Consider the following 19,412-nt stretch of genomic DNA (forward strand, 5'->3'; position numbering starts at 1 on the left):
TGAAACGTGATAAATGTTGATATGAGAGCGTTGCTGTCAAAACTAAACATGTTCAGCACAAGTACCTTGCAAAATGCTGCAGGCTTATGTGTGTCTCGTACGCATTATGGGGTTACTTTGGAGCACTTTTTATTGAAATGTTTAGAGGCTCCGCAATGCGATATTTCACTTGCTCTTCAGCATTATGGCATTGATGCTTCTCGTTTACTTGCAGCTTTATCTGACTCTTTAGAAGATTTACCTGTTGGAAATTCTGCCAAGCCAGTATTTTCTCCGCTTTTAATTCAATTATTTGAAGAAGCTTGGTTGGTTGCCTCTGTCGATCTGAATCAAACCCGAATTCGCACATGTGCTCTTTTGTTGGCTTTCTTAGCCAAACCTAATCTCTATGCTGAAGGAGCTTGGGTTGGCCTTTTTAGCTCCATGAGCCGTGATGCACTGCTTAAAGATTTCTGGGTGCTTGCTAAAGCCTCTATTGAGACTCAAGCATCATCATCCGTTAGCGCGGACCGGTCATCTAATTCTGAGGTTAAAGAGGGTAGTGGGTTTATCGAGCGATTCTGTAATGACTTCACAGCTCGCGCTAAAGAGGGAAAAATTGATCCGGTCTTTGGCCGAGATGAAGAGATGCGGCAGATGGTCGATATTTTAGCAAGGCGTCGCAAAAATAATCCGATTCTAGTCGGAGAACCAGGAGTCGGGAAAACTGCTGTTATTGAGGGATTGGCTCTTCGTATTGTCGAGAAAGATGTTCCAGAAGTGTTACAAAATGTAACTCTGCTTGGTTTAGATATGGGGTTACTCGAGGCAGGCGCTGGCATGAAAGGCGAGTTTGAAAATAGACTCCATGGTGTTATTGATGAAATCAAAGCCAGCGAATCACCAATTGTATTATTTATTGATGAAGCCCATACCTTAATTGGTGCAGGAGGTTCGGCCGGAGGCTCTGATGCTGCCAATCTATTAAAGCCTGCGTTAGCTCGTGGAGAATTACGCACTTGTGCTGCAACGACATGGAGTGAATATAAAAAATATTTTGAAAAAGATCCCGCTTTAGCTAGACGCTTTCAGCTTGTGCAATTAAAAGAACCGGATGTTAAAACCTCAATCGTTATTTTACGTGGACTTCGTGATAGCTATGAAAAAGCACATAAGGTCATTATTCGCGATGATGCTACGGTTGCGGCAGCGCAGCTTTCTGATCGATACATAACCGGGCGATTTTTACCCGATAAAGCAATTGATTTGCTCGATACAACCTGTGCTCGAGTGAAAGTTAATTTAACTGCTAAGCCTGCTTCTCTAGAAGACATGGAACGCAGTATTCAAGCCTTAAAACGGGAACAAGCAGCGGTTGATCGAGATAGATTAAATGAAGTTTGTGTTGATGAGGAGCGTTATCGCGATTGTCTTGCTGAAATAAATGAAAAAACGGATGCGGTGGTAAAACTTCGTGAACGTTGGCTTAAAGAAAAAGAAGCAGCCCAAGTGGTTTTAGATTTAAGGACAAAATTACACGAAGCTTGCTCTCAAGAGCAAAGCAAATTCAAAGAACAATTAAGCAAGGCTGATGCACATCTAAAAGAACTGCAAGCAGATGAGTCTTTGATTTCAATTGAAGTAACACCTGATTTAGTTGCCAGAGTTGTTTCTGATTGGACGGGGATCCCTCTAGGTAAGCTTGCTCGAGATCAAGCCAATACAGTCGTTGCGTTAGAATCTTTTCTGCAACAACGAATCAAAGGTCAAGACCATGCAATGTCAGCTATTGCAGAAGTTATTCGGGCGTCGAAAGCAGGAATTAGAGATCCGCAGCAGCCGCTAGGTGTTTTCTTACTAGTTGGACCTTCAGGGGTTGGTAAAACCGAAACAGGTCTATCGCTAGCAGATATCCTTTTTGGCAATGAAAAATCAGTTGTCACCATCAACATGAGTGAATTTCAAGAAAAACATACTGTTTCGCGTTTAATTGGTTCTCCTCCAGGTTATGTCGGATATGGTGAAGGTGGCATGCTTACTGAAGCGGTTCGTCGTCAGCCATATAGTGTTGTGTTATTGGATGAAGTTGAAAAAGCACATTTAGATGTGATGAATACTTTTTATCAGGTCTTTGATAAAGGTGTCCTAACCGATGGTGAAGGCAAAGAAATTAACTTCAGAAATACAGTCATCCTGTTAACGTCTAATTTAGCGACTGATGTGATTCAAGAAATGACTTCTAATGCGGAGGACGATATCCCATTAGATAGCGTTATTGGAGCAATTCGACCTATTTTATCTCAGCATTTTAAACCAGCTCTTTTGGCTCGAATGACAATTGTTCCATTTATGAGTTTGAATCCTGATGCGATGAAATTAATTGTGGGCCTGAAGTTACACAAACTCAGCAATATGTTGTTAGCAAATAATAAAATTCATTTGGACTATGACCAAGCGGTTATTGATCAAATTGCTTCGCGCTGTACCGAAGTTGAGACAGGAGCGCGAAACATTGAATACATACTTAATAGCAATGTATTACCACAGATGGCTAAGAAAATTTTACATGCAATGGCCGAGGGAGGGATGCCTTCTCGAGTGACTTTAAAAGTTGCTGAGGACGAATCTTTCCTGATTGAGTTTTCAAATTAATAATTGATTTGAGGAGTAGGTAATGGCGCAGAGTAATCAACCAAAATTTACATTTGTCTCTAACGCAATAGCAGATGATACATTTACTGTTGTGCGTTTCACCGGTCATGAGGGATTATCTTCATTATATCAATTTGAAATTGTGCTATTGTCTTTAAAAAATGATATTGATTTTGATGACATTTTACAAAATTCAGCTGTATTTACGATTAAACGGGAATCAGGGGATTTAAGCTATCACGGTATTATTAATTCTATTGAGCAACTACAGCAAGTTGATACCTATTACTTTTATAGAGTGAGTTTAGTTCCTAAGTTATGGCGAGCAACACAAACGCAACATAACCAAATTTTTCTAGATAAATCAGCAAATGAATTTATTAGCGATGATTTAAAAGATGCTGGATTAAATCAGGGGGTGGATTTTGAATTTAAACTTCAGAAAACTTACCCTACTAAAGAGTATATATGCCAATATAATGAGTCTCACTTTGCCTTTGTCTCTCGTTGGTTAGAGAAAAATGGTATGTATTATTATTTTGAGCAAGATGAGCAAAATGAAAAGTTGATTATTACAGATACTCATATTGCTCATTCACCCATGACCGAGGGGCATGATCTCACTTATTCAGCACCAACTAATTTAGATTATGCACAAAAGGATGAGATGCTGAATACATTTATATTATCGCAAAAACCACTACCAAAAAAAGTTTTACTTAAAGATTATAATTATCAAAAGCCTAGTTTAGAGCTTAAATGTGAAGCGACTGTGAGCTCTTCTGGTATTGGTGAAGTGTATATTTATGGCGAGCATTTTCAAACCATAGACGAAGGAAATCAGCTTGCAGAAGTAAGAGCTGACGAAATCCGTTGTCGTCAAAAGATTTTTCATGCTGAGTCGTCAGTGCCTTATATTCGCCCTGGTTACATTTTTAATCTTAAAGGACATTACCGCAGCGATTTTAATCAACAATATCTAACGATTGAAGTAACTCATGAGGGAAATCAGGAATCATACTTAACTAATGGATTAGGCATTTCGTTATCCTCTGATGGAAAAGGCCTTTATTACTATAATTCTTTTGCGTGTATTCCATCTACGACTCAATATCGAGCTGAATGTAAAACTGAAAAATCTAAATTTTTTGGTTCGATGAACGCGAAAATTGATGCAGCAGGTTCTGGAAAATATGCAGAATTAGATGACCAAGGTCGTTATAAAGTTATTTTACCCTTAGATTTATCGGGGCGAACGGGTGGAAAAGCCACGGCCTGGTTTCGTATGGCCCAGCCATACGGGGGGGCGGATCATGGCATGCATTTCCCACTACATAAAGGTACTGAAGTATTGCTTACATGTATTGATGGCGACCCAGATAGGCCCATTATTCAGGCGGCTGTGCCAAATCCAGAGATGCCAAGTCAAGTTACTGATGCAAATCAGACTATGAGTAAAATTACGACGGCTGGACAAAATAAGATTCATATAGAAGATAAAGATGGTTCACAACGAATTTTAATGCAATCGCCTACTTCTAATTCGTGGATGCGTATCGGGGCTTATAATGACCCTGATAAACTTGGCCTGTTTTCTGGTACCGGTGATAGTAATGGTGTAACTATAAGTAGTGATAGCAATATAGAATCGTATGCAGACAAGATAAAAGAGTTTATGGCAAGTAGATTTTCATTTTCTTATGGACCTATTGAATCGATTACATTAGGAAATAATTTGAGTATTTTGGTGGGATTAAAGGAAGATTTTTCTTTTGGAGGGGCATTGACAATAAATCCAAAATACCAACACACATTTAAAAAAGATGATTTTAAATGTATTCCTTCCGCCAAATCTATTAAAAAATCAGCTGCTGAGTTTGTCGATGATAAAGTAGAATATTTCCGTTCAAAACTTAAATCGACAGGTAAATTAGTTGAATCATCCGAGGATAAAACAGAGCTAGATGAAACAGTACGTAAATCAAATGATTCAGTAGTTACAGCTAATGATGATCAAAAGGACTATTCGCAAAAAAGAGAAAATATATCGGAAAGTGAAAAAAATACAGCCGAAAATAAAAAAGATACAATAACAACACAAAATACTGTTATTAATAAGCAAACTGAGACAGTTTCGAGTAAGACACAGATTGGAGATGAATTAAGTCAAAGCTATACGGATCAAACTAATAGCGCATCTACTATGACAGTCACTGCAGATTCTCAATCTACTATAGTGGACAGCTCAAGTACTATTGTTGACGAACAAGAAATATTATAATTATGAAAATCTTTAAAAATAAACAATATTCTTTATTGCCAAGGCCATTACGACTTCAGAATACATTATCTTTGTCTATGGGCGTTTTAGTGTATTTTGATCTTACTGATTCAGAGCATTTATTAACGGAGCAGGCGTTATGGAAGGATATTCCTAAGCAACTTGGTTCTCAGCTAGTATTAGATCAAGGGGTTCCTAAACCTCGAGGTGAGTATCTTTTAACAGGTTCTTGTTTTGCGCCAAGGAATCAACCACGCGAAGCATCGCAAGTTAGAGTGCAATTAGGTGAGTTAGATAAGACAATTAGCATTTATGGTACTAGGTATTGGAAAAAAGGTGTCATTACTCACCCTCAGCCGTTTAGTTCAGTTGCTCTGAATTGGTCAAATGCGTTTGGAGGTCCTGCATTTGCGCAAAATCCTTTAGGGTTGGGAATCAATAAAAATGTGCTAGCCGATGGCTCGTCTGCGATCAATTTACCGCATTTAGAATATTCGCATCAGCAAATAGGCGCGCCCTCAGATAGGCCTCATCCTGCCTCCTTTGGCCCGATTGACATGCAGTGGCCACAGCGTGCAAAAAAAAATGGAACATACGATGCAAAATGGAAGGCTGAGCGCTGGCCCTATTTTCCTGAAGATATGAACTATGAGTTTTTTAATCTCGCTAGCAGTGATCAGATGTTACCGGGCTATTTTGCTGGTGGGGAACCGTATCGGTTAGAAAATGTCCATCCTGATCTTCCTGTCATCGAGGGAAATATACCGCGGCTGCGGATGCGTTTGTTTGTTTCTCAAAATCCAAAGTTCAAGTTATATGATTTTCCCGTAAATTCTTTAGCTTCTCATCAGCTCAAAGAGCATGAGGTATTTAAAGAAGTTCTGATGCATTTAGAAACGGTGTGGTTTTTTCCGACAATTTTACGCGGGGTACTATTGTTTCGTGGGTTAACCGATATTATTGATGAGGAATATTCCGATGTATTGCGGGTACTCATCCGTCATGAACTCATGGATGAACCAGCAAAATCAATTGAATATTATCGTGATTTGCAGATGTCATTGTTAAACCGTGGGGTGAATATTGATTCAGAACAGATGGATCAAGCGGTGCAGCAAGCAAATGAAAGTATGATTCAGGTGAGAAATCTTCCAAAAGTTATCAATTCGATACGCCAACATGCGCTAGGTAATCGCCCTACGATGCCGCCTCGCCCTCCAGAAGAGAGATTGTTAAATTTAAAGCAGATACTTAACAAAAAACGAGCTTTGTTGGATTCGTCTGAGCAAATGACTCGTCGTTTACACTCAAAATTTGGCCACCTTGTAGAGTTCGATCTCACTCAATTTGCGACTAGCCATCGAACATTAGATGAGTTTGAAGCAAACTTTGAGAAAAATATCAGCCACTTAGTCACTAAGCAAAAGGAGGCAAAAGCATCAGTTAATTCGCACATGAATATATTGCGAGAGAAGTTGACTGAGAGTGCAAAAAATTTAAAAAAACAGTGGCCGAAAGGGCGTGATTTGCCATTTGACCCTAACACGATTATTCCTGATGATATTTTCTCTGAGCCATCGAAGGGTCCTTGGCACGACAGAGGGTTTCCGTTGGTTGTTCAGTGGCGAAAAAACCTGGAAACTAATCCTAATATGCTGGATAGCTTGAAAAAGCTAGGTTTGAGCACGAGTACTATAAAAAATTATTGGCTTGGCTGTAATTGTGACGATTTGGTTGATTCGCAAGAGTTATGGGGGCTTGATAAGGCTGAACAGTTTACTCTTCCGGCTGGGCTTATTGTTCCCTATTTTATCGGCGATCAGTTAGCTAGAATACGTTGCGTATATAAAGATTCAAAATGGGATCAAGAGATGTTGGTCCCCGGATCTGATCCAATATCTCTATTTTTACCAAGTGCAACTACGGTTAATCTTCCTGGTTATTGCTCCGCTTTATGGGCTCCAATATTATGTGTTGATAATGAGCTGACCGGTATTTTAATGGAGCAGCTCGTGGGAGATTGCATCTCTATTTTGGTGTTAGTATCTCCTGAGCAGCCGTTAAGTAAAGAGGCTAAGCAGGCAATTGAAAAAAGTGATGTCTTTTTAGTTGTGCGGCCTAATGGAGCTGCTGAAAATTCAAGTCTCGATATGGTTTGGAGTAAATGGGTTGCAACGTTTAAAAAAGCGCAATCTATAGAGTTACCAGTTGGAAAAAGTATTTTTGATGCCCAGGCAGCGGGACAGGATCTTCGCCAATGGGTGATGGAGGCTCTGCCTAAAGATGTTACATCGGCCGATGTTTCAGAAGAAAAACCAGCAGAGGCTAATAAATTAGCTCCTCTCAAAAAACTTGATCTTTCTTTTCCATTTAATCTAAAGGAAATTTTGTCGGGTGTGAGAGAGGAAGTTAAGTCTCATTTGGTCAACGCACATGGTCTTTCCCCTGAGGCTCAAGCCAAAAAGTTAGCAGACATTGCTGACAAGGTGAAAACCCAACTAGGTAGTTCGCAAAAAGTTTTGGAAAAACAAGGGATTGATATTGATAAAACACTTAAAGATATGTTGCAGCCTAGCACTCAAAAAACATCGATTAAAAATTTATCGCCAAATGAGTTAGGGAAACAATTCGTAGCGAAAATTAATGAGCAGTTAAATAAAACTGAATTTCAAAAAAATGTTCCCGCTGACAAACTAGATTCATTAAAAAAAGTAGCTCAAGAAATAACAACTATGAGTGCCCAAGCTGAAACTTTACAAGCTAAGGGACGTGCCATGCTTGATAAAGGATTAGCTAAATTAGCAGAGGCAAAAAAAAGATTCGATGGAAATGGTGTGTCACCAGAAAGTGCTGCTGAATTTGCTAAAGCTGGTATTAATATCGATGCAATGGTCCCTAGAACAAGAGAAGAAGTGGTTGAAATGTATCAAAATGGAGAGCCTATAGCTGGTGCCATTTTAGCGAATGTTGATCTCTCTTACTTAAATTTATCCGGTGCTGATTTTTCAGGATGTGATTTAAATAAAACAAATTTCTCAAGTTCCAAGCTTGATAAAAGTTCTTTTAATAAGTCAAAAGGACAGTTTGCTAGTTTTGTTGGTGCTTCTCTTCTTGATTGTTCAATGCAAGATAGTTTTATGCAATCGGCTAATTTCACTGATGCAAATTTATCTAAGGCCAATATAAACAAGACCGCTTTTAATAAAGCGGTATTTGAGCGAGCTACTTTAGATGGCGCTAATATTCGTATGTGTGGATTTGATGACGTCAATTTTACTCAAATATCTTGTATCGCTGCTCATTTCTATTTATCAATTATTTCTGGAATCGCCAATAAAGCGGATTTTCGGCAAGCGTCTTTGGGCAAATGCCTTATAAAAAAAATGTCATTGGAGCAGGCCGATTTTCGCGATGGAGCTATTCATCACTGTAAATTGAACGAAGTCGTTGGGGAACATGTAAATTTTGCTGGTGCTGATTTAGCTAAATTCTTCACCGGTCGAAATTGTGAATTTCGATACGCTAATTTTACGAAAACCAATTTATATCAAGCTGGATTAAGAGAAACTGATTTTACCGGAGCTGATTTTCGCCAAGCGGATTTAGCTGAAGCTATTCTTGAAGCATCTATTTTTATTGATGCTGATTTTAATCGTGCTAAGGCGCGTAAAGCTCGATTTATCAAATGTAATCTAGAAGGTGCTCATATGCGTGCGTTTGATCTGATGACGGGGAGCTTGCGTAAATCTCGGCTAGTACGAACTGATTTTCGTGGATCTAATTTGTACGCATGTAATTTTTATAAAGTTGAAGTGGGTGAGACTCGGTTTGAGGGGTGTAATCTTAAATTAAGTCAGCTTGATGGCAATATAGATTTGTTGGAGAAAGAATAATGAGCACTATGACTCGAGAACAAGTGCTTAAATCTATCGCAGATAATGCCACATTAAGAGATTGTGACCTGTCAGGATTGGATCTTTCGGAGGCTGATTTAACTGGTGGGCGCTTTGAAAATGTATGTCTGGCCGATGCTAATCTTTCACAGGCAAAAATTGATAAAACAGGATTTAAAAGTTGCGATTTCACCCACGCTTCATTTGAAAAATCACAATTAATTAAAATTGATTTTCGAAAAATGTGTTTAGCTAATGCTTCTTTTCGCGAAGCTTATATTCATAAATCGTTATTGCAGTCAGCCGATTTTTCAAAAGCTGATTTTACTGGAGCTGATTTTTCGTGGTCAATGGCACAACATGCAAATTTTTCTGATGCCACTATGCAATCTATGCAACTTTTTAAATCATTTTTTGACCATTGCAAACTGGATAGAGTCGATTTTTCTGGCTCAGAGATTGAGCGAGTATCATTTAGCGGAGCAAGTTTGCTAGATGCCAAATTAAAGGGTGCTTCTTGGTTTAAAGTTATGCTTCGCCAAGCTCAATTGGCAGGACAAGACATCTCTGGACAGCAGTTTTCTCAGATACTTTTAGCTGGTGCAAATCTTAAAGGGGCTAACTTATCTGGGGCTGATTTAAGTATGTCTATCTTTTCTGGTGCAGACTTGAGTGAGGCGAATCTATCGAATGTAAAAGCGATTAGCTGTATGTTTAAAGGAGCGCAGATGCAGGGAGCGCAATGCTCTGACGCTGATTTATCTAAATCGTATTTTGGAGCTGTAAATGCCAGCCTTGCGCGATTTTCTGGTGCGCGGATGATTCACACCATTTTTGAGCATGCTGTTTGTCAGGCTACAGATTTTTCTACGGCTCAGCTTCAGCATGCCGATTTTTCGTATGCAGATTTAACTCATGCAAATTTTACCAGAGCTTCATTAGCCCATGCGCGTTTACATAAAGTAATCGATAAAAATACCAACTGGGATGGCGCTAATCTATTAGGTCTGCGAGGAACTGATAAAGATTTAGAGGAAGCTGAAAATTGGTTTTCTACTCATAATTTATGATGGAGAAATAGTATGGATAATGTGGCACGACAACACGAAATACTTCAGCCAGTGTTGGAATACGGTTTTGTTACTCAATCTGAGTCTGGACTTAAAATCGATACGGATGAAGGGCAATTGAATGCAGAGCGAGCCGTTAGCTGCTTGGTAAGGCCTCAAGTGGGTGATAAGGTGCTAGTCTCTGTTGATTCTCAAGGTATGGTGTGGGTTTTGTCGATTTTAGAGCGCACGCCGCAGACTCAGACTGTATTAGAAACAGCAGGGGATACTGTGCTGCATGTTCAAAATGGGGGATTAACAATTGCCCCCGATACAAACTTAACTTGTGTCAGTCCAAAAGCGAGTTTATCAGCTGCGAAAGCTGAGGTAAGTGTTGAGCATCTATCTATAGTCGCCAGCGTATATTTAAGTCAGGTGGAACGAATCAAAGTTGTTGCTAACACTATTGAAAGTATTAGCCAAGAATTTACTCGGCGAGTGGTTAATTATTTTCGATTTACCAAAGAACACGAGGAATGCCAGGCTGAGTCTCATCGTCAGCTAGTGGATGAAACACTCGCAATACAAAGTAAAAATACGCTGATTCTCTCTGATGAAGACGTAAAAATTGATGCAGAACTGATTCATATGGGATAGGAGTGAGTTCATGTATGCACTAACTATGGGGACCGGGATGAATGTGACGGCTATTGACGTTTGTTTAACTGAAGCTGTTGTCGTCGTCTCTGTACCTTATCCGAATATCTCTGAAACAGCGACTACAGAGCCTACCGCCGACTCGTTACTCATAGAGTGTATGCCGGCCTTGAATGAATCTTCAGTGTCGTTAGTCAGCGAAGGCGATGAAGCTGGTCTTTTGCTCGGTGTCGTTTCACATATGATTTCAGGCGAAACGTTATATTCAGTGGGTTGCACCACTATTTTTGCTGACGGTATGCCAGTACAGCGTTTAACAAGTGTTACTGGCCAAAATGCACTTGAAACGTTAGAAAATGCCGTTGGTGTAACATCATCACCGAGCCAGACAACTGTATTGACTCTTGGATAGGGAGTACTGTTATGGCAAAAACTGTATATATATCAATGCTCGAAAAAGATGAAGCAAAGGGGAAAAATCTATTTTCGACTATTACACGCTATGGATTAGCTGTTAAAGGACATTTTTGGTCAGATAATATGGAAAAAATGGAATGGGCTGGTCCTATTCCCGAAATGTGTGCTGAAGATGTTGGTGTTTGGTTAATAAAAGGAAGCCTCGAAAGTTACTCTTCTGATAAGACACTCTGTGGGTTATCGCTGCTTGCGTCAGTACTTTTTACACGTAAGGGACGAAATTTTCCCATTATCCTATTGTGTGATGATGGTGTGATTGATCCACTGTCTTTGCCGACGATACTTCAGCATGCAGAATATGTTGAGCAAGAGAAATTGGGGGCAAAACTTGCAGCCAAAGCCAATATTCCATTAAAAAGAGACATGGAATATCGATTAGATCTTCATCCTTTGCCGGGGCTAGGCCTTTGGTTCGAGATTGGTCCCTCAAAAGGAGCAAATTGGCAAGGTGCCATGTTTGGCGTTAGTGGTGATGCTGATATTGCTGCTCATGGGGTTGGTAGTGCTGGTCAATTACCCAAATCGTGTGTGCTTAATTATCCCATGCAAGGAATTAAATTAGAGTTAAACAATGAGTTATATCTCAGTTGGGCAACGAAAAATTTATTAAGTAATGGTGAGTCTTATTATGTGAAAGTGACCGGCTTTCCTAAAAGCATTGTCTTTGGAGAATATGATGAATCTGATTCAGCAGAACTATATTCGTTTAAATTATATTAATCAATTTTATTATCATAAAATTGTATTTTTAACACTGCTAATTAGTTGCTTTTTTTATCTGGTTGCTTTATATAAAAATACATGTTTTCTTCACTTGTTAGAATTAAATTGAACTTATCTGATTTAAATTTTAATTTTGTGATCAAAGTCCTATCAATTATTAAATTGAACAAGTGTCTTTATTCGGTTGTTCGGAGTTGATTTATATACCTATTGGTAGAGTTTATATAAAAATATAGAGTTACTGTAGCCTTCGATGTTTAGCTTTATATTATGAATGTCTTATGTTCACACTGTAATATTGGAGTGGGAAATGATTCATATTAGGCAATTGCAACGGGAAGGCTTGTTACTTTTTGTTATTATATCAATATTTTTTATTGCAAGTTGTTCTAGCTCTAAAAAAGCAAAAGATCCTGCATCTGTTGTTATTCCTGCGACTAGTCCTAATGATGTACATTGGACTTATCAAGATAAAGCAATTTCACTTGAGGTGAGGGCTGACAAGTTACTTAATGAGTATGATGAGATGCCTCATACTTTAGCACTATGTTTGTATCAACTTTCTGATAAGAATCTATTTGCAGAACTCATTAGTACAGTATCAGGACAAGAGAAATTACTGCAATGTAATAGCTTTGATAAATCAATTGTGCAATCTCAACAAAAGTTTATTCAACCAGGTCAAACTATTACGTTTAGTTTGAATCGAGCGGAAGGGGCTAGATATTTATCAGTTGTAGCTGGATATTTCAAAAGAAATATAAATGGAGTCTCAAAAATTTGGTCTATACCAGTCAATGTAGATAAACCAGGCATATTTTTTTGGCAAGATACTTTATATACCCCGGGGAAATTATCAGCGATTCTAATATTGGGTCCTCATCATTTACAAAAGGTAGGGAAGTAGTGATTGTCGATAAATCGTTATTTTGGTATCAGGGGCTCTTTTTACAGCCTCAACATTTTCAGTTGTCGGATTTGCATCAACAGCATCGTCTTAATATATTGCAAACGTATGCCTATCCCTATTGTTGGGGAATTGCTAGGTTACAAATTCGAGAAGGCGCTCTTGAGCAAAATTCTTTAGAAGTCTCTAATCTTGAGCTGTTATTTGAAGATGGTGATTGGGTTTCTTTTCCTGGCAATGCAACACTTTGTTCCCGTTCTTTTGAGAAAGATTGGCCAGAAAGTGAAGAACGCTTCCCCGTATATATTGGTTTGCGTAAACTTAATCCTGAAGGAGATAATGTCACTGTTCTTGACGAGACAGCACATTTTGAACCTTCGACAAGATTTTCAGCCACAGCTAACCCTGAAGAAGTCACTGATTATTTAGGTCATGGCCCACAAGCACATGTAAAATATTTGCGCTATGTACTGCGATTGTTTTGGGAGTCAGAACTAGATAAATTAGGTGATTACACTGTGATTCCTTTGCTTTGCCTTTCCAAAGATGGTGAACGGATTAGTATCGATCAAAAGTTTATTCCGCCGTTATTAACGATTTCTGCTTCACAAAGTTTGACCGATATTGTTAAAAATATTTTCGATCAGTTGTGTTCTAGGTGTCGTAAATTGGAGGAATATAAAAGTCCCGGAGGGATTACTTCTGGTGAGTTGAGCTTCACCTCAACAATATTTCTTTTTGCTCTTCAAACACTGAATCGCTACATTCCAATTTTGCATCATTTGCTTCAGACACCATATATTCATCCTTGGCAAATATACGGAGTTTTACGCCAACTTGTTGGTGAGTTGTCTATTTTTTCTCAAAATATTTCGGTATTAGGCGACGATTCTAAAGGACAGCAATTGATTCCCGACTATGATCATAAAAGCCCCGGAATAGGTTTTGAGGCTATCCGTTCTGTTATTTCACGAATTTTAGATAGTCTGACTGCTGGTCCTGAGTTTTCTGGTCAATTTATATTTGATGATCCATATTTCACCATTGAGATTCCTTCGCAGGTTTTTGAGCCAAATTATTCCTATTGGATTATTTTTCGGACTAAAAATCCTGAACAAGCTAAAAAAGATATTTTGGGTGTTGCAAAACTTTCTGCTACAAAAGGGATGAGTTCACTATTGGCCCGAGCGGTTTCTGGTATTGAACTCATTGAGGTTGACCCATTACCACCGGGGTTACCGCAAACGAAAGATGCTGTATGTTTAAAAATTAACAATTTGTCTCGTGCTTGGCACGATGTAGAGATTTCTGGTTCATTATCTCTATATTGGGATACAGCTCCTGCTGATATGGCTGCCTTTCTTGTTGTATTAGGAGGTTAATTGTGCATCTATGCGAAATATTTTTAGAGTTTTTTTCATTTATTCAATATTTAGTTTCTTCAGCTAAAGATGATCTACCTGATTATGAAACTGTTCGAGATGACATTGAGCTTCTCATTAAACAAATGGATAGTAAATCTACCCAATTAGAGTTACTGCCAGAGCAATATGATCAGGCTAGATTTGCTGTTTTTGCATGGGCTGATGAAACTATTTTATGTTCATCATGGATTGGCGCTAAGCAGTGGATAAAAAATACGTTACAGCGTCAATATTATGGAACGGTTAATGCTGGTGAAGAATTTTTCGTTAGAATGGACAAACTTAAGGCGCAATGTTTATCACTATCTTCTGAGAATTCTAATGAATTATTAGAAGATTCTTTAGAACAATCATTTTCTTCTATTCAGGATGTGCTGGAGGTCTATACACTAAGTATAGCTATGGGATTTTCTGGAAAATATTTTAATGAAGATGGTAGTTTTTTGAATAAACTTAAAAAAGAGTCTGTTGAGCAGATATTACCTCAAGAAGAAAATAAAATTTACTTTTTTAATTATGATGAAAAAGTTAAAAGTAATAAAAACATCAAAAATTCTCAAATGGGTAAAATATTTAATTTTTCTTCGATTGTTATTGCGTCAGTATCAGTTTTAACTGTAATAGCTATTTTCTTTATTTATCAAGGATTATTGCAACAAAGTTTAGAGCTTTGGTTTGGCTAATAAGCTAGTAAATTTTGTTACAAAGGGTTAGTTTATGAAAAAATTTTTATTTCAGCTAATAAAAGCCCTGTTGCTAATATTGCTATTTGTTTGTGTCTCTATTGGATGTTTCGCATTAGTGCAATATAAAGATTGGCCATGGTGGATTGGAGCCTGTTTGTTTGGTGCTCTTATCGGTCTTGTTGTTGGTGTCTTATTTATCCGTAAATGGTATTTACGCCGACATGAGAGAAAATTTGTAAAAAGAATTATAGAGCAAGATAATTCTGCTATCGCTGCAATACCATCTGAAGAACAGCAGCACTTGCAAAGCCTACAAGAGCGGTGGATGCAAGCTATCCGACTTTTACAGACATCTAAACTAAAAAAATATGGAAATCCTCTCTATGTTTTACCTTGGTATATGATTTTTGGTGAATCAGATTCAGGTAAAACAACCGCTGTTAATAGTAGCAAGCTGACGTCTATTTTAACTGATGTAGGGCCTATTCCTGGTATCTCGACAACTCGAAACTGTGATTGGTGGTTTTTTGAAGAGGCCATTATTTTAGATACTGCTGGACGATATGCTGTTGCATTGGAAGAAGGTCGGGATAGCAGTGAATGGCAACAGTTTCTTTCCTTACTTGTTCGATATCGTAAGAAGGAACCTCTAAATGGATTGATTTTAACAGTATCCGTGGAAAAACTTCTTAATGAGGACCCTGATGAATTGCGTGAATATGCAATGGCATTACGACGCAAAATATATGAACTTATGAAGTCAGTTGGAGCTAAATTTCCAATTTATATTTTAGTGACTAAAGTTGATCTTATTCTAGGAGTGAAAAGCCTCTCTGATCTTCTTCCTGAAAGTGTACTTTCAGAACCACTTGGTTTGATTGATGAGAAATTTCTTGCTGCACCCGATATATTTGTTGATAAAACAATTGATTTTGTTATAGAAAGATTAAGAGCTATCCGTCTCATTTTATTGGAACAGAATGGAGTTATTGATCCCAGTATTCTTTTAATTTCTAGCGGATTTGAGCGTTTACGTAGTGGTTTAAAGCAATTTACTGAGGCTATGTTTAGTTCAAATTCTTATATAGAAGACCCATTATTGAGAGGCATATTTTTCTCAAGCGGAAAGCAAGAAGGTAATCCAGTTTGTTCTTTACAGAAATTACAATCATTTAAAAAATTGGAGCCATCTCGAGCTGAGTCCCATAAAGGGCTTTTTTTGAGAGACTTGTTTGCAAAAATCTTACCTAGTGATCGTAGTATATTCACACCTCTTAAGGAATTTCTGCGCTGGCAGTTATTAATTAGAAATCTTGGAATGTCATTTCTTTTTTTAATGCTTCTTTTTATTGTTGGATTGTTTAGTGTGTCCTATATAGAAAACTCTAGAGCAATGGAAGTGGTGTTTGATGATCTTCCTAAACATCCTATTTTGGGAGAGAAAGTTGACTCTAATTTATTGGTGTTAGATCAGTTTAGGCAGCAAATTGATCAGATGTCAGCACTAAATCATAACTGGTGGATACCTAGAATGGGGATTAATGTAAGTCTAAATGCAGAGCAAAGATTTAAAAAATTCTATTGTGTAGAATTTGAGAAGCATATTTTGGACCCATTAAATTATTCTTTTTTAGATAAAAATAAAGAAATTCCTAGTGAATTAGAAAATGAATATATGCGTAATTTGGTATGGTATATCGAATTATCAAAAGTTCGTTTAGGTGACACACAAGCTATTATACCAGAACCTCCGTCAGGTAAAGCTATTGCGTATGCAATACCTGATTTTCAAGAAGATCTTACCCCTTTATTTATAAACGCTTATAAGGCCTATTTAAGGTGGTCTGAAAATTTATCTAACATAAAGAAATCTGAAACTCTTTATCAAGCTAAACTAGAGAATTTAGTTGATTTTAAATTAAAACAGTCCAGTTATTTTTGGTTAGTTAATTGGGCTAATCAGAATGAAACATTGTCTCCAGTAATGCTTGGCGATTTTTGGGGGGGCGTGTCATCAGAACAAAATGACAATATCTTTGTTGCTCCCGCATTTACAAAAGCAGGATATCAATTTTTACAAAAATTTATAGCTGGATTGCATTCTTCTTTGTCAGATAGTAAAGATCTTGATATTTGGAGTAAAAGGTTTTGGAGTTGGTATGCCAAACAGTATTATCAAGCTTGGCATAACTTTTCATCTAAATTTCCACAAGGGTACCATTTACTTCATACTCATTATGAGTTTAGGCAAATGGCTGTGAAAATGTCTACCCTTGATAACCCTTATTTTTTGCTTATTAAACAGATGAAAAATGAGCTAGAACCTATCGAAAAAATAGCTGCTCCTCAGTTATGGGTTAAACAAGTCTTCATGTTTAATTCTGTAATGGATGATTATCGGCAGAGAAAATCCAAAGGCGTGGATAAAGCATCAGCAGATGCACAAGAAGGGGTGACAAAAGTTATAGCAAAATTCGGTGGTAAACTAGGTAAAGAAGCGGAGCATCAAGTAAGGGCAAATTATAATTTAGATAACTATATGAAAGTGTTAACTACATTAGTTCCGTATACTGATACGAATGATGTTGCATTTGGTGCCGCTTCACAACTACTTAAAAGCATTATTGCAGGAAACCCTTCCAATAACAGCCCTGCTAATTCTGCGGATAAAGCATTATTTACCTTGAAGCAATTGATGGGAATTAAATCTGAAGACGATGTTTTTTGGAAGTTAATCTCTGGTCCACTAGATTATATTGTATATGTTACTGTACAAGAGTCTGCTGATGAGCTGCAAAGTATGTGGGAAGGTGAAGTGCTATCAAAAGTTACTCATGTTCCTGATAACAAGATGCGGGATGTGTTATTTGGTAAAACGGGTGTTGTTGACAAGTTTTTAGATGGTGCAGCAAGTCCGTTTTTAGAGCGGAATGCGCAAGGATGGACTACTCGTTCAGTATATGGCACTAAATTTCCGTTTACAGAAGAGTTTTTCGATTTTCTTCGAGATGGGGAAAGAGGTGTTCAACAAATTCAACCAGAATATACTGTTTTGATTTCAGCTATTCCGACATCAGTAAATCGTGGTGCTAAAGTTGAGCCTTATCAAACCAGCCTCATAGTCAACAGTCCTAAAAAAACTTTTCAATTGGATAACTTTAATTTTCCTGTACAACAGAAATTGAATTGGAAGAAAGGAGTTTATAGTACGACTTCTATTGACATTAAATTCCCTGAATTTGAACTTGTTAAGTCGTATTCTGGTGAACTTGGTTTTCCTAAATTTCTTAAAGATTTTAATAATGGCAGTGTTAAATTTACGCCAGATGATTTCCCCTCTCAGAAAAAGGTACTGCTGAACCTTAATATTTCAACTATTAATGTTAGGTTTTCTATCCAGGGTGGTGAGCCAGTGGTTGATTTGTTAAATATTCACCCGATAAGTATTCCTAATACTATCGTACATAGCTGGTAATTACGTAAACGGAGAAATAAATTGAAAATTGTTCTGTATCGTAATTTTTATATGGTGTTTTTTTTATTTTGGTTATTAGCTTCAGGGAGTATTTTTTTACTCACAATTTGGGGAGACTTTGATAACTTCTTATTTGATGTTCAAGAAGTTGTTCAGAACACGTTAAATAAAAGTGAAAATGAAACTGCAAAATTGCAGTCAGATGTTACCCCTAAAAAAATAGAATCATCAATTCTAGTGCGTGATACGGTTCGTAAAGATGTGGTTGAACATACTATCGATTCTTTAGCGCTTGAAGGAGCAAAATCTGATAGAAATTATATGCAAAGTGCTATCGATGATCATAAAAAATCATCGGTACACAATTCCTTGGGATCTTTAAATAATATAAGTTTTAAACAAGGATTAAATGATTTAGTTACAGCGTTACAAATGAATAAACCTATTGGCCTCGTTAGTTCGTTTGTTATTTCTGATAAAAAATGTATTGTTATTGATGTCCATGGAAAGTGGATAAATCGAGGTTCTCGTATATATTCTTTAAAAAAAGGGCCTGTTTTTAAAGTTGTAATAGGAATGCATCCTGATAAACTTCGGTTGGTTTTTTATTTAAGAAAAAGCATCACTACAGTACGTAAAACGCAGATTGATAAAAAAGGAGATAATTTGCATATATCTATCTCCTATAAAAGGTGATGATTTTACATAGGTTATCTATAGAATTTTTGAAAATAATTTAAGGTTTGTCTCCTTCTTTATTCAGAGTACGGATAAATATCAAGATAACCCCAATAAATATGATAAATCCAAGGCTGATAGGTACTTGAAATTCGCTAAAGTAGGGGTCTGCTATTATTGATAGCATAAGTATTATAATGGCGAGTGAGGATAAAATACTAAAGGTGAAACTCATTACCCATTTGCGTAAAGGATAATACCAGATACTTATGATTAATGTGATTAAGATTACACTAAAAATAGCTGCTAATAGTAATCTTATCAACCACCTTTGTGGACAGACCATATTCATGATTTTAGTAATTATAGTCCGACTATTATTTAATAATTTATTTATTATTGATTGAGATTCTATTGGTTTTTCTGCTTTTTTATCAAAATAGATATTGGTTACTGTCCACTTCCCCATTAATGAGACAGTTCTAAAGTAGAGTTTCCCAGTTGTTTTCGGTAAGCCGCCGGTGGCAGATT

Annotated in this window: 12 protein-coding genes and 1 pseudogene; 12 read left to right on the forward strand and 1 reads right to left on the reverse strand. The window is 37.3% G+C overall.

Annotated elements, in window-relative coordinates; translation table 11 throughout:
- The first annotated feature begins 6 nt into the window (after positions 1-6).
- From tssH to ABTQ23_RS15975, 12 genes are all read left to right on the forward strand, one after another.
- On the forward strand, positions 7-2,631 hold the full coding sequence (gene tssH / locus ABTQ23_RS15920; protein ID WP_408616733.1) for a type VI secretion system ATPase TssH: 2,625 nt from the start codon (positions 7-9) through the stop codon (positions 2,629-2,631).
- Between the two features lie 22 nt (positions 2,632-2,653).
- Positions 2,654-4,912: a type VI secretion system Vgr family protein gene (locus ABTQ23_RS15925; RefSeq protein ID WP_408616734.1), complete on the forward strand. Its 2,259-nt coding sequence runs from the start codon at positions 2,654-2,656 to the stop codon at positions 4,910-4,912.
- 2 nt (positions 4,913-4,914) lie between these two features.
- Positions 4,915-8,805 carry a DUF2169 domain-containing protein gene (locus ABTQ23_RS15930; protein ID WP_408616735.1) on the forward strand — a complete coding sequence of 1,297 codons (3,891 nt, stop codon included), beginning with the start codon at positions 4,915-4,917 and terminating at the stop codon, positions 8,803-8,805.
- Complete coding sequence (locus ABTQ23_RS15935) at positions 8,805-9,875, forward strand: pentapeptide repeat-containing protein (protein ID WP_408616736.1); 1,071 nt, start codon at positions 8,805-8,807, stop codon at positions 9,873-9,875. The genes ABTQ23_RS15930 and ABTQ23_RS15935 overlap by 1 nt, the downstream gene beginning before the upstream one ends.
- A gap of 12 nt (positions 9,876-9,887) precedes the next feature.
- Positions 9,888-10,511 (forward strand): DUF3540 domain-containing protein, encoded by a 624-nt coding sequence (locus tag ABTQ23_RS15940; RefSeq protein ID WP_408616737.1) that lies wholly within the window; start codon positions 9,888-9,890, stop codon positions 10,509-10,511.
- 10 nt (positions 10,512-10,521) lie between these two features.
- The gene (locus tag ABTQ23_RS15945) at positions 10,522-10,923 is read left to right on the forward strand and encodes a DUF4150 domain-containing protein (RefSeq protein ID WP_408616738.1); all 402 of its coding nucleotides are present in this window, start codon (positions 10,522-10,524) and stop codon (positions 10,921-10,923) included.
- Positions 10,924-10,934: 11 nt separating this feature from the next.
- On the forward strand, positions 10,935-11,708 hold the full coding sequence (locus ABTQ23_RS15950) for a hypothetical protein (RefSeq protein WP_408616739.1): 774 nt from the start codon (positions 10,935-10,937) through the stop codon (positions 11,706-11,708).
- 313 nt (positions 11,709-12,021) lie between these two features.
- Positions 12,022-12,618 carry a type VI secretion lipoprotein TssJ gene (locus ABTQ23_RS15955; protein WP_408616740.1) on the forward strand — a complete coding sequence of 199 codons (597 nt, stop codon included), beginning with the start codon at positions 12,022-12,024 and terminating at the stop codon, positions 12,616-12,618.
- Positions 12,618-14,000: a type VI secretion system baseplate subunit TssK gene (gene tssK, locus ABTQ23_RS15960; RefSeq protein WP_408616741.1), complete on the forward strand. Its 1,383-nt coding sequence runs from the start codon at positions 12,618-12,620 to the stop codon at positions 13,998-14,000. Before ABTQ23_RS15955 ends, tssK begins: the two co-directional genes overlap by 1 nt.
- 2 nt (positions 14,001-14,002) lie before the next feature.
- Positions 14,003-14,725: a DotU family type IV/VI secretion system protein gene (locus tag ABTQ23_RS15965; protein ID WP_408616742.1), complete on the forward strand. Its 723-nt coding sequence runs from the start codon at positions 14,003-14,005 to the stop codon at positions 14,723-14,725.
- Between the two features lie 34 nt (positions 14,726-14,759).
- Positions 14,760-18,203 carry a type VI secretion protein IcmF/TssM N-terminal domain-containing protein gene (locus ABTQ23_RS15970; RefSeq protein WP_408616743.1) on the forward strand — a complete coding sequence of 1,148 codons (3,444 nt, stop codon included), beginning with the start codon at positions 14,760-14,762 and terminating at the stop codon, positions 18,201-18,203.
- A 21-nt stretch (positions 18,204-18,224) separates the two neighbouring features.
- A complete protein-coding gene (locus ABTQ23_RS15975) occupies positions 18,225-18,899 on the forward strand; it encodes an AMIN domain-containing protein (protein WP_408616744.1) in 675 nt (224 codons plus the stop codon).
- A gap of 40 nt (positions 18,900-18,939) precedes the next feature.
- Here the strand turns inward: ABTQ23_RS15975 and ABTQ23_RS15980 are convergent.
- Positions 18,940-19,412 (reverse strand): annotated as a pseudogene (locus ABTQ23_RS15980) (hypothetical protein); the annotation flags it as partial.

The organism is Celerinatantimonas sediminis, from assembly GCF_046054195.1.
Taxonomy (GTDB): Bacteria; Pseudomonadota; Gammaproteobacteria; order Enterobacterales; family Celerinatantimonadaceae; genus Celerinatantimonas.

Excerpts from the sequence above, each read along its gene's own strand:
- ABTQ23_RS15935 (WP_408616736.1), top strand. The coding sequence starts at position 8,805 with ATGAGCACTATGACTCGAGAACAAGTGCTTAAATCTATCGCAGATAAT.
- ABTQ23_RS15950 (WP_408616739.1), top strand. The coding sequence starts at position 10,935 with ATGGCAAAAACTGTATATATATCAATGCTCGAAAAAGATGAAGCAAAG.
- ABTQ23_RS15945 (WP_408616738.1), top strand. The coding sequence starts at position 10,522 with ATGTATGCACTAACTATGGGGACCGGGATGAATGTGACGGCTATTGAC.
- ABTQ23_RS15955 (WP_408616740.1), top strand. The coding sequence starts at position 12,022 with ATGATTCATATTAGGCAATTGCAACGGGAAGGCTTGTTACTTTTTGTT.
- ABTQ23_RS15930 (WP_408616735.1), top strand. The coding sequence starts at position 4,915 with ATGAAAATCTTTAAAAATAAACAATATTCTTTATTGCCAAGGCCATTA.
- ABTQ23_RS15925 (WP_408616734.1), top strand. The coding sequence starts at position 2,654 with ATGGCGCAGAGTAATCAACCAAAATTTACATTTGTCTCTAACGCAATA.
- ABTQ23_RS15940 (WP_408616737.1), top strand. The coding sequence starts at position 9,888 with ATGGATAATGTGGCACGACAACACGAAATACTTCAGCCAGTGTTGGAA.
- ABTQ23_RS15970 (WP_408616743.1), top strand. The coding sequence starts at position 14,760 with ATGAAAAAATTTTTATTTCAGCTAATAAAAGCCCTGTTGCTAATATTG.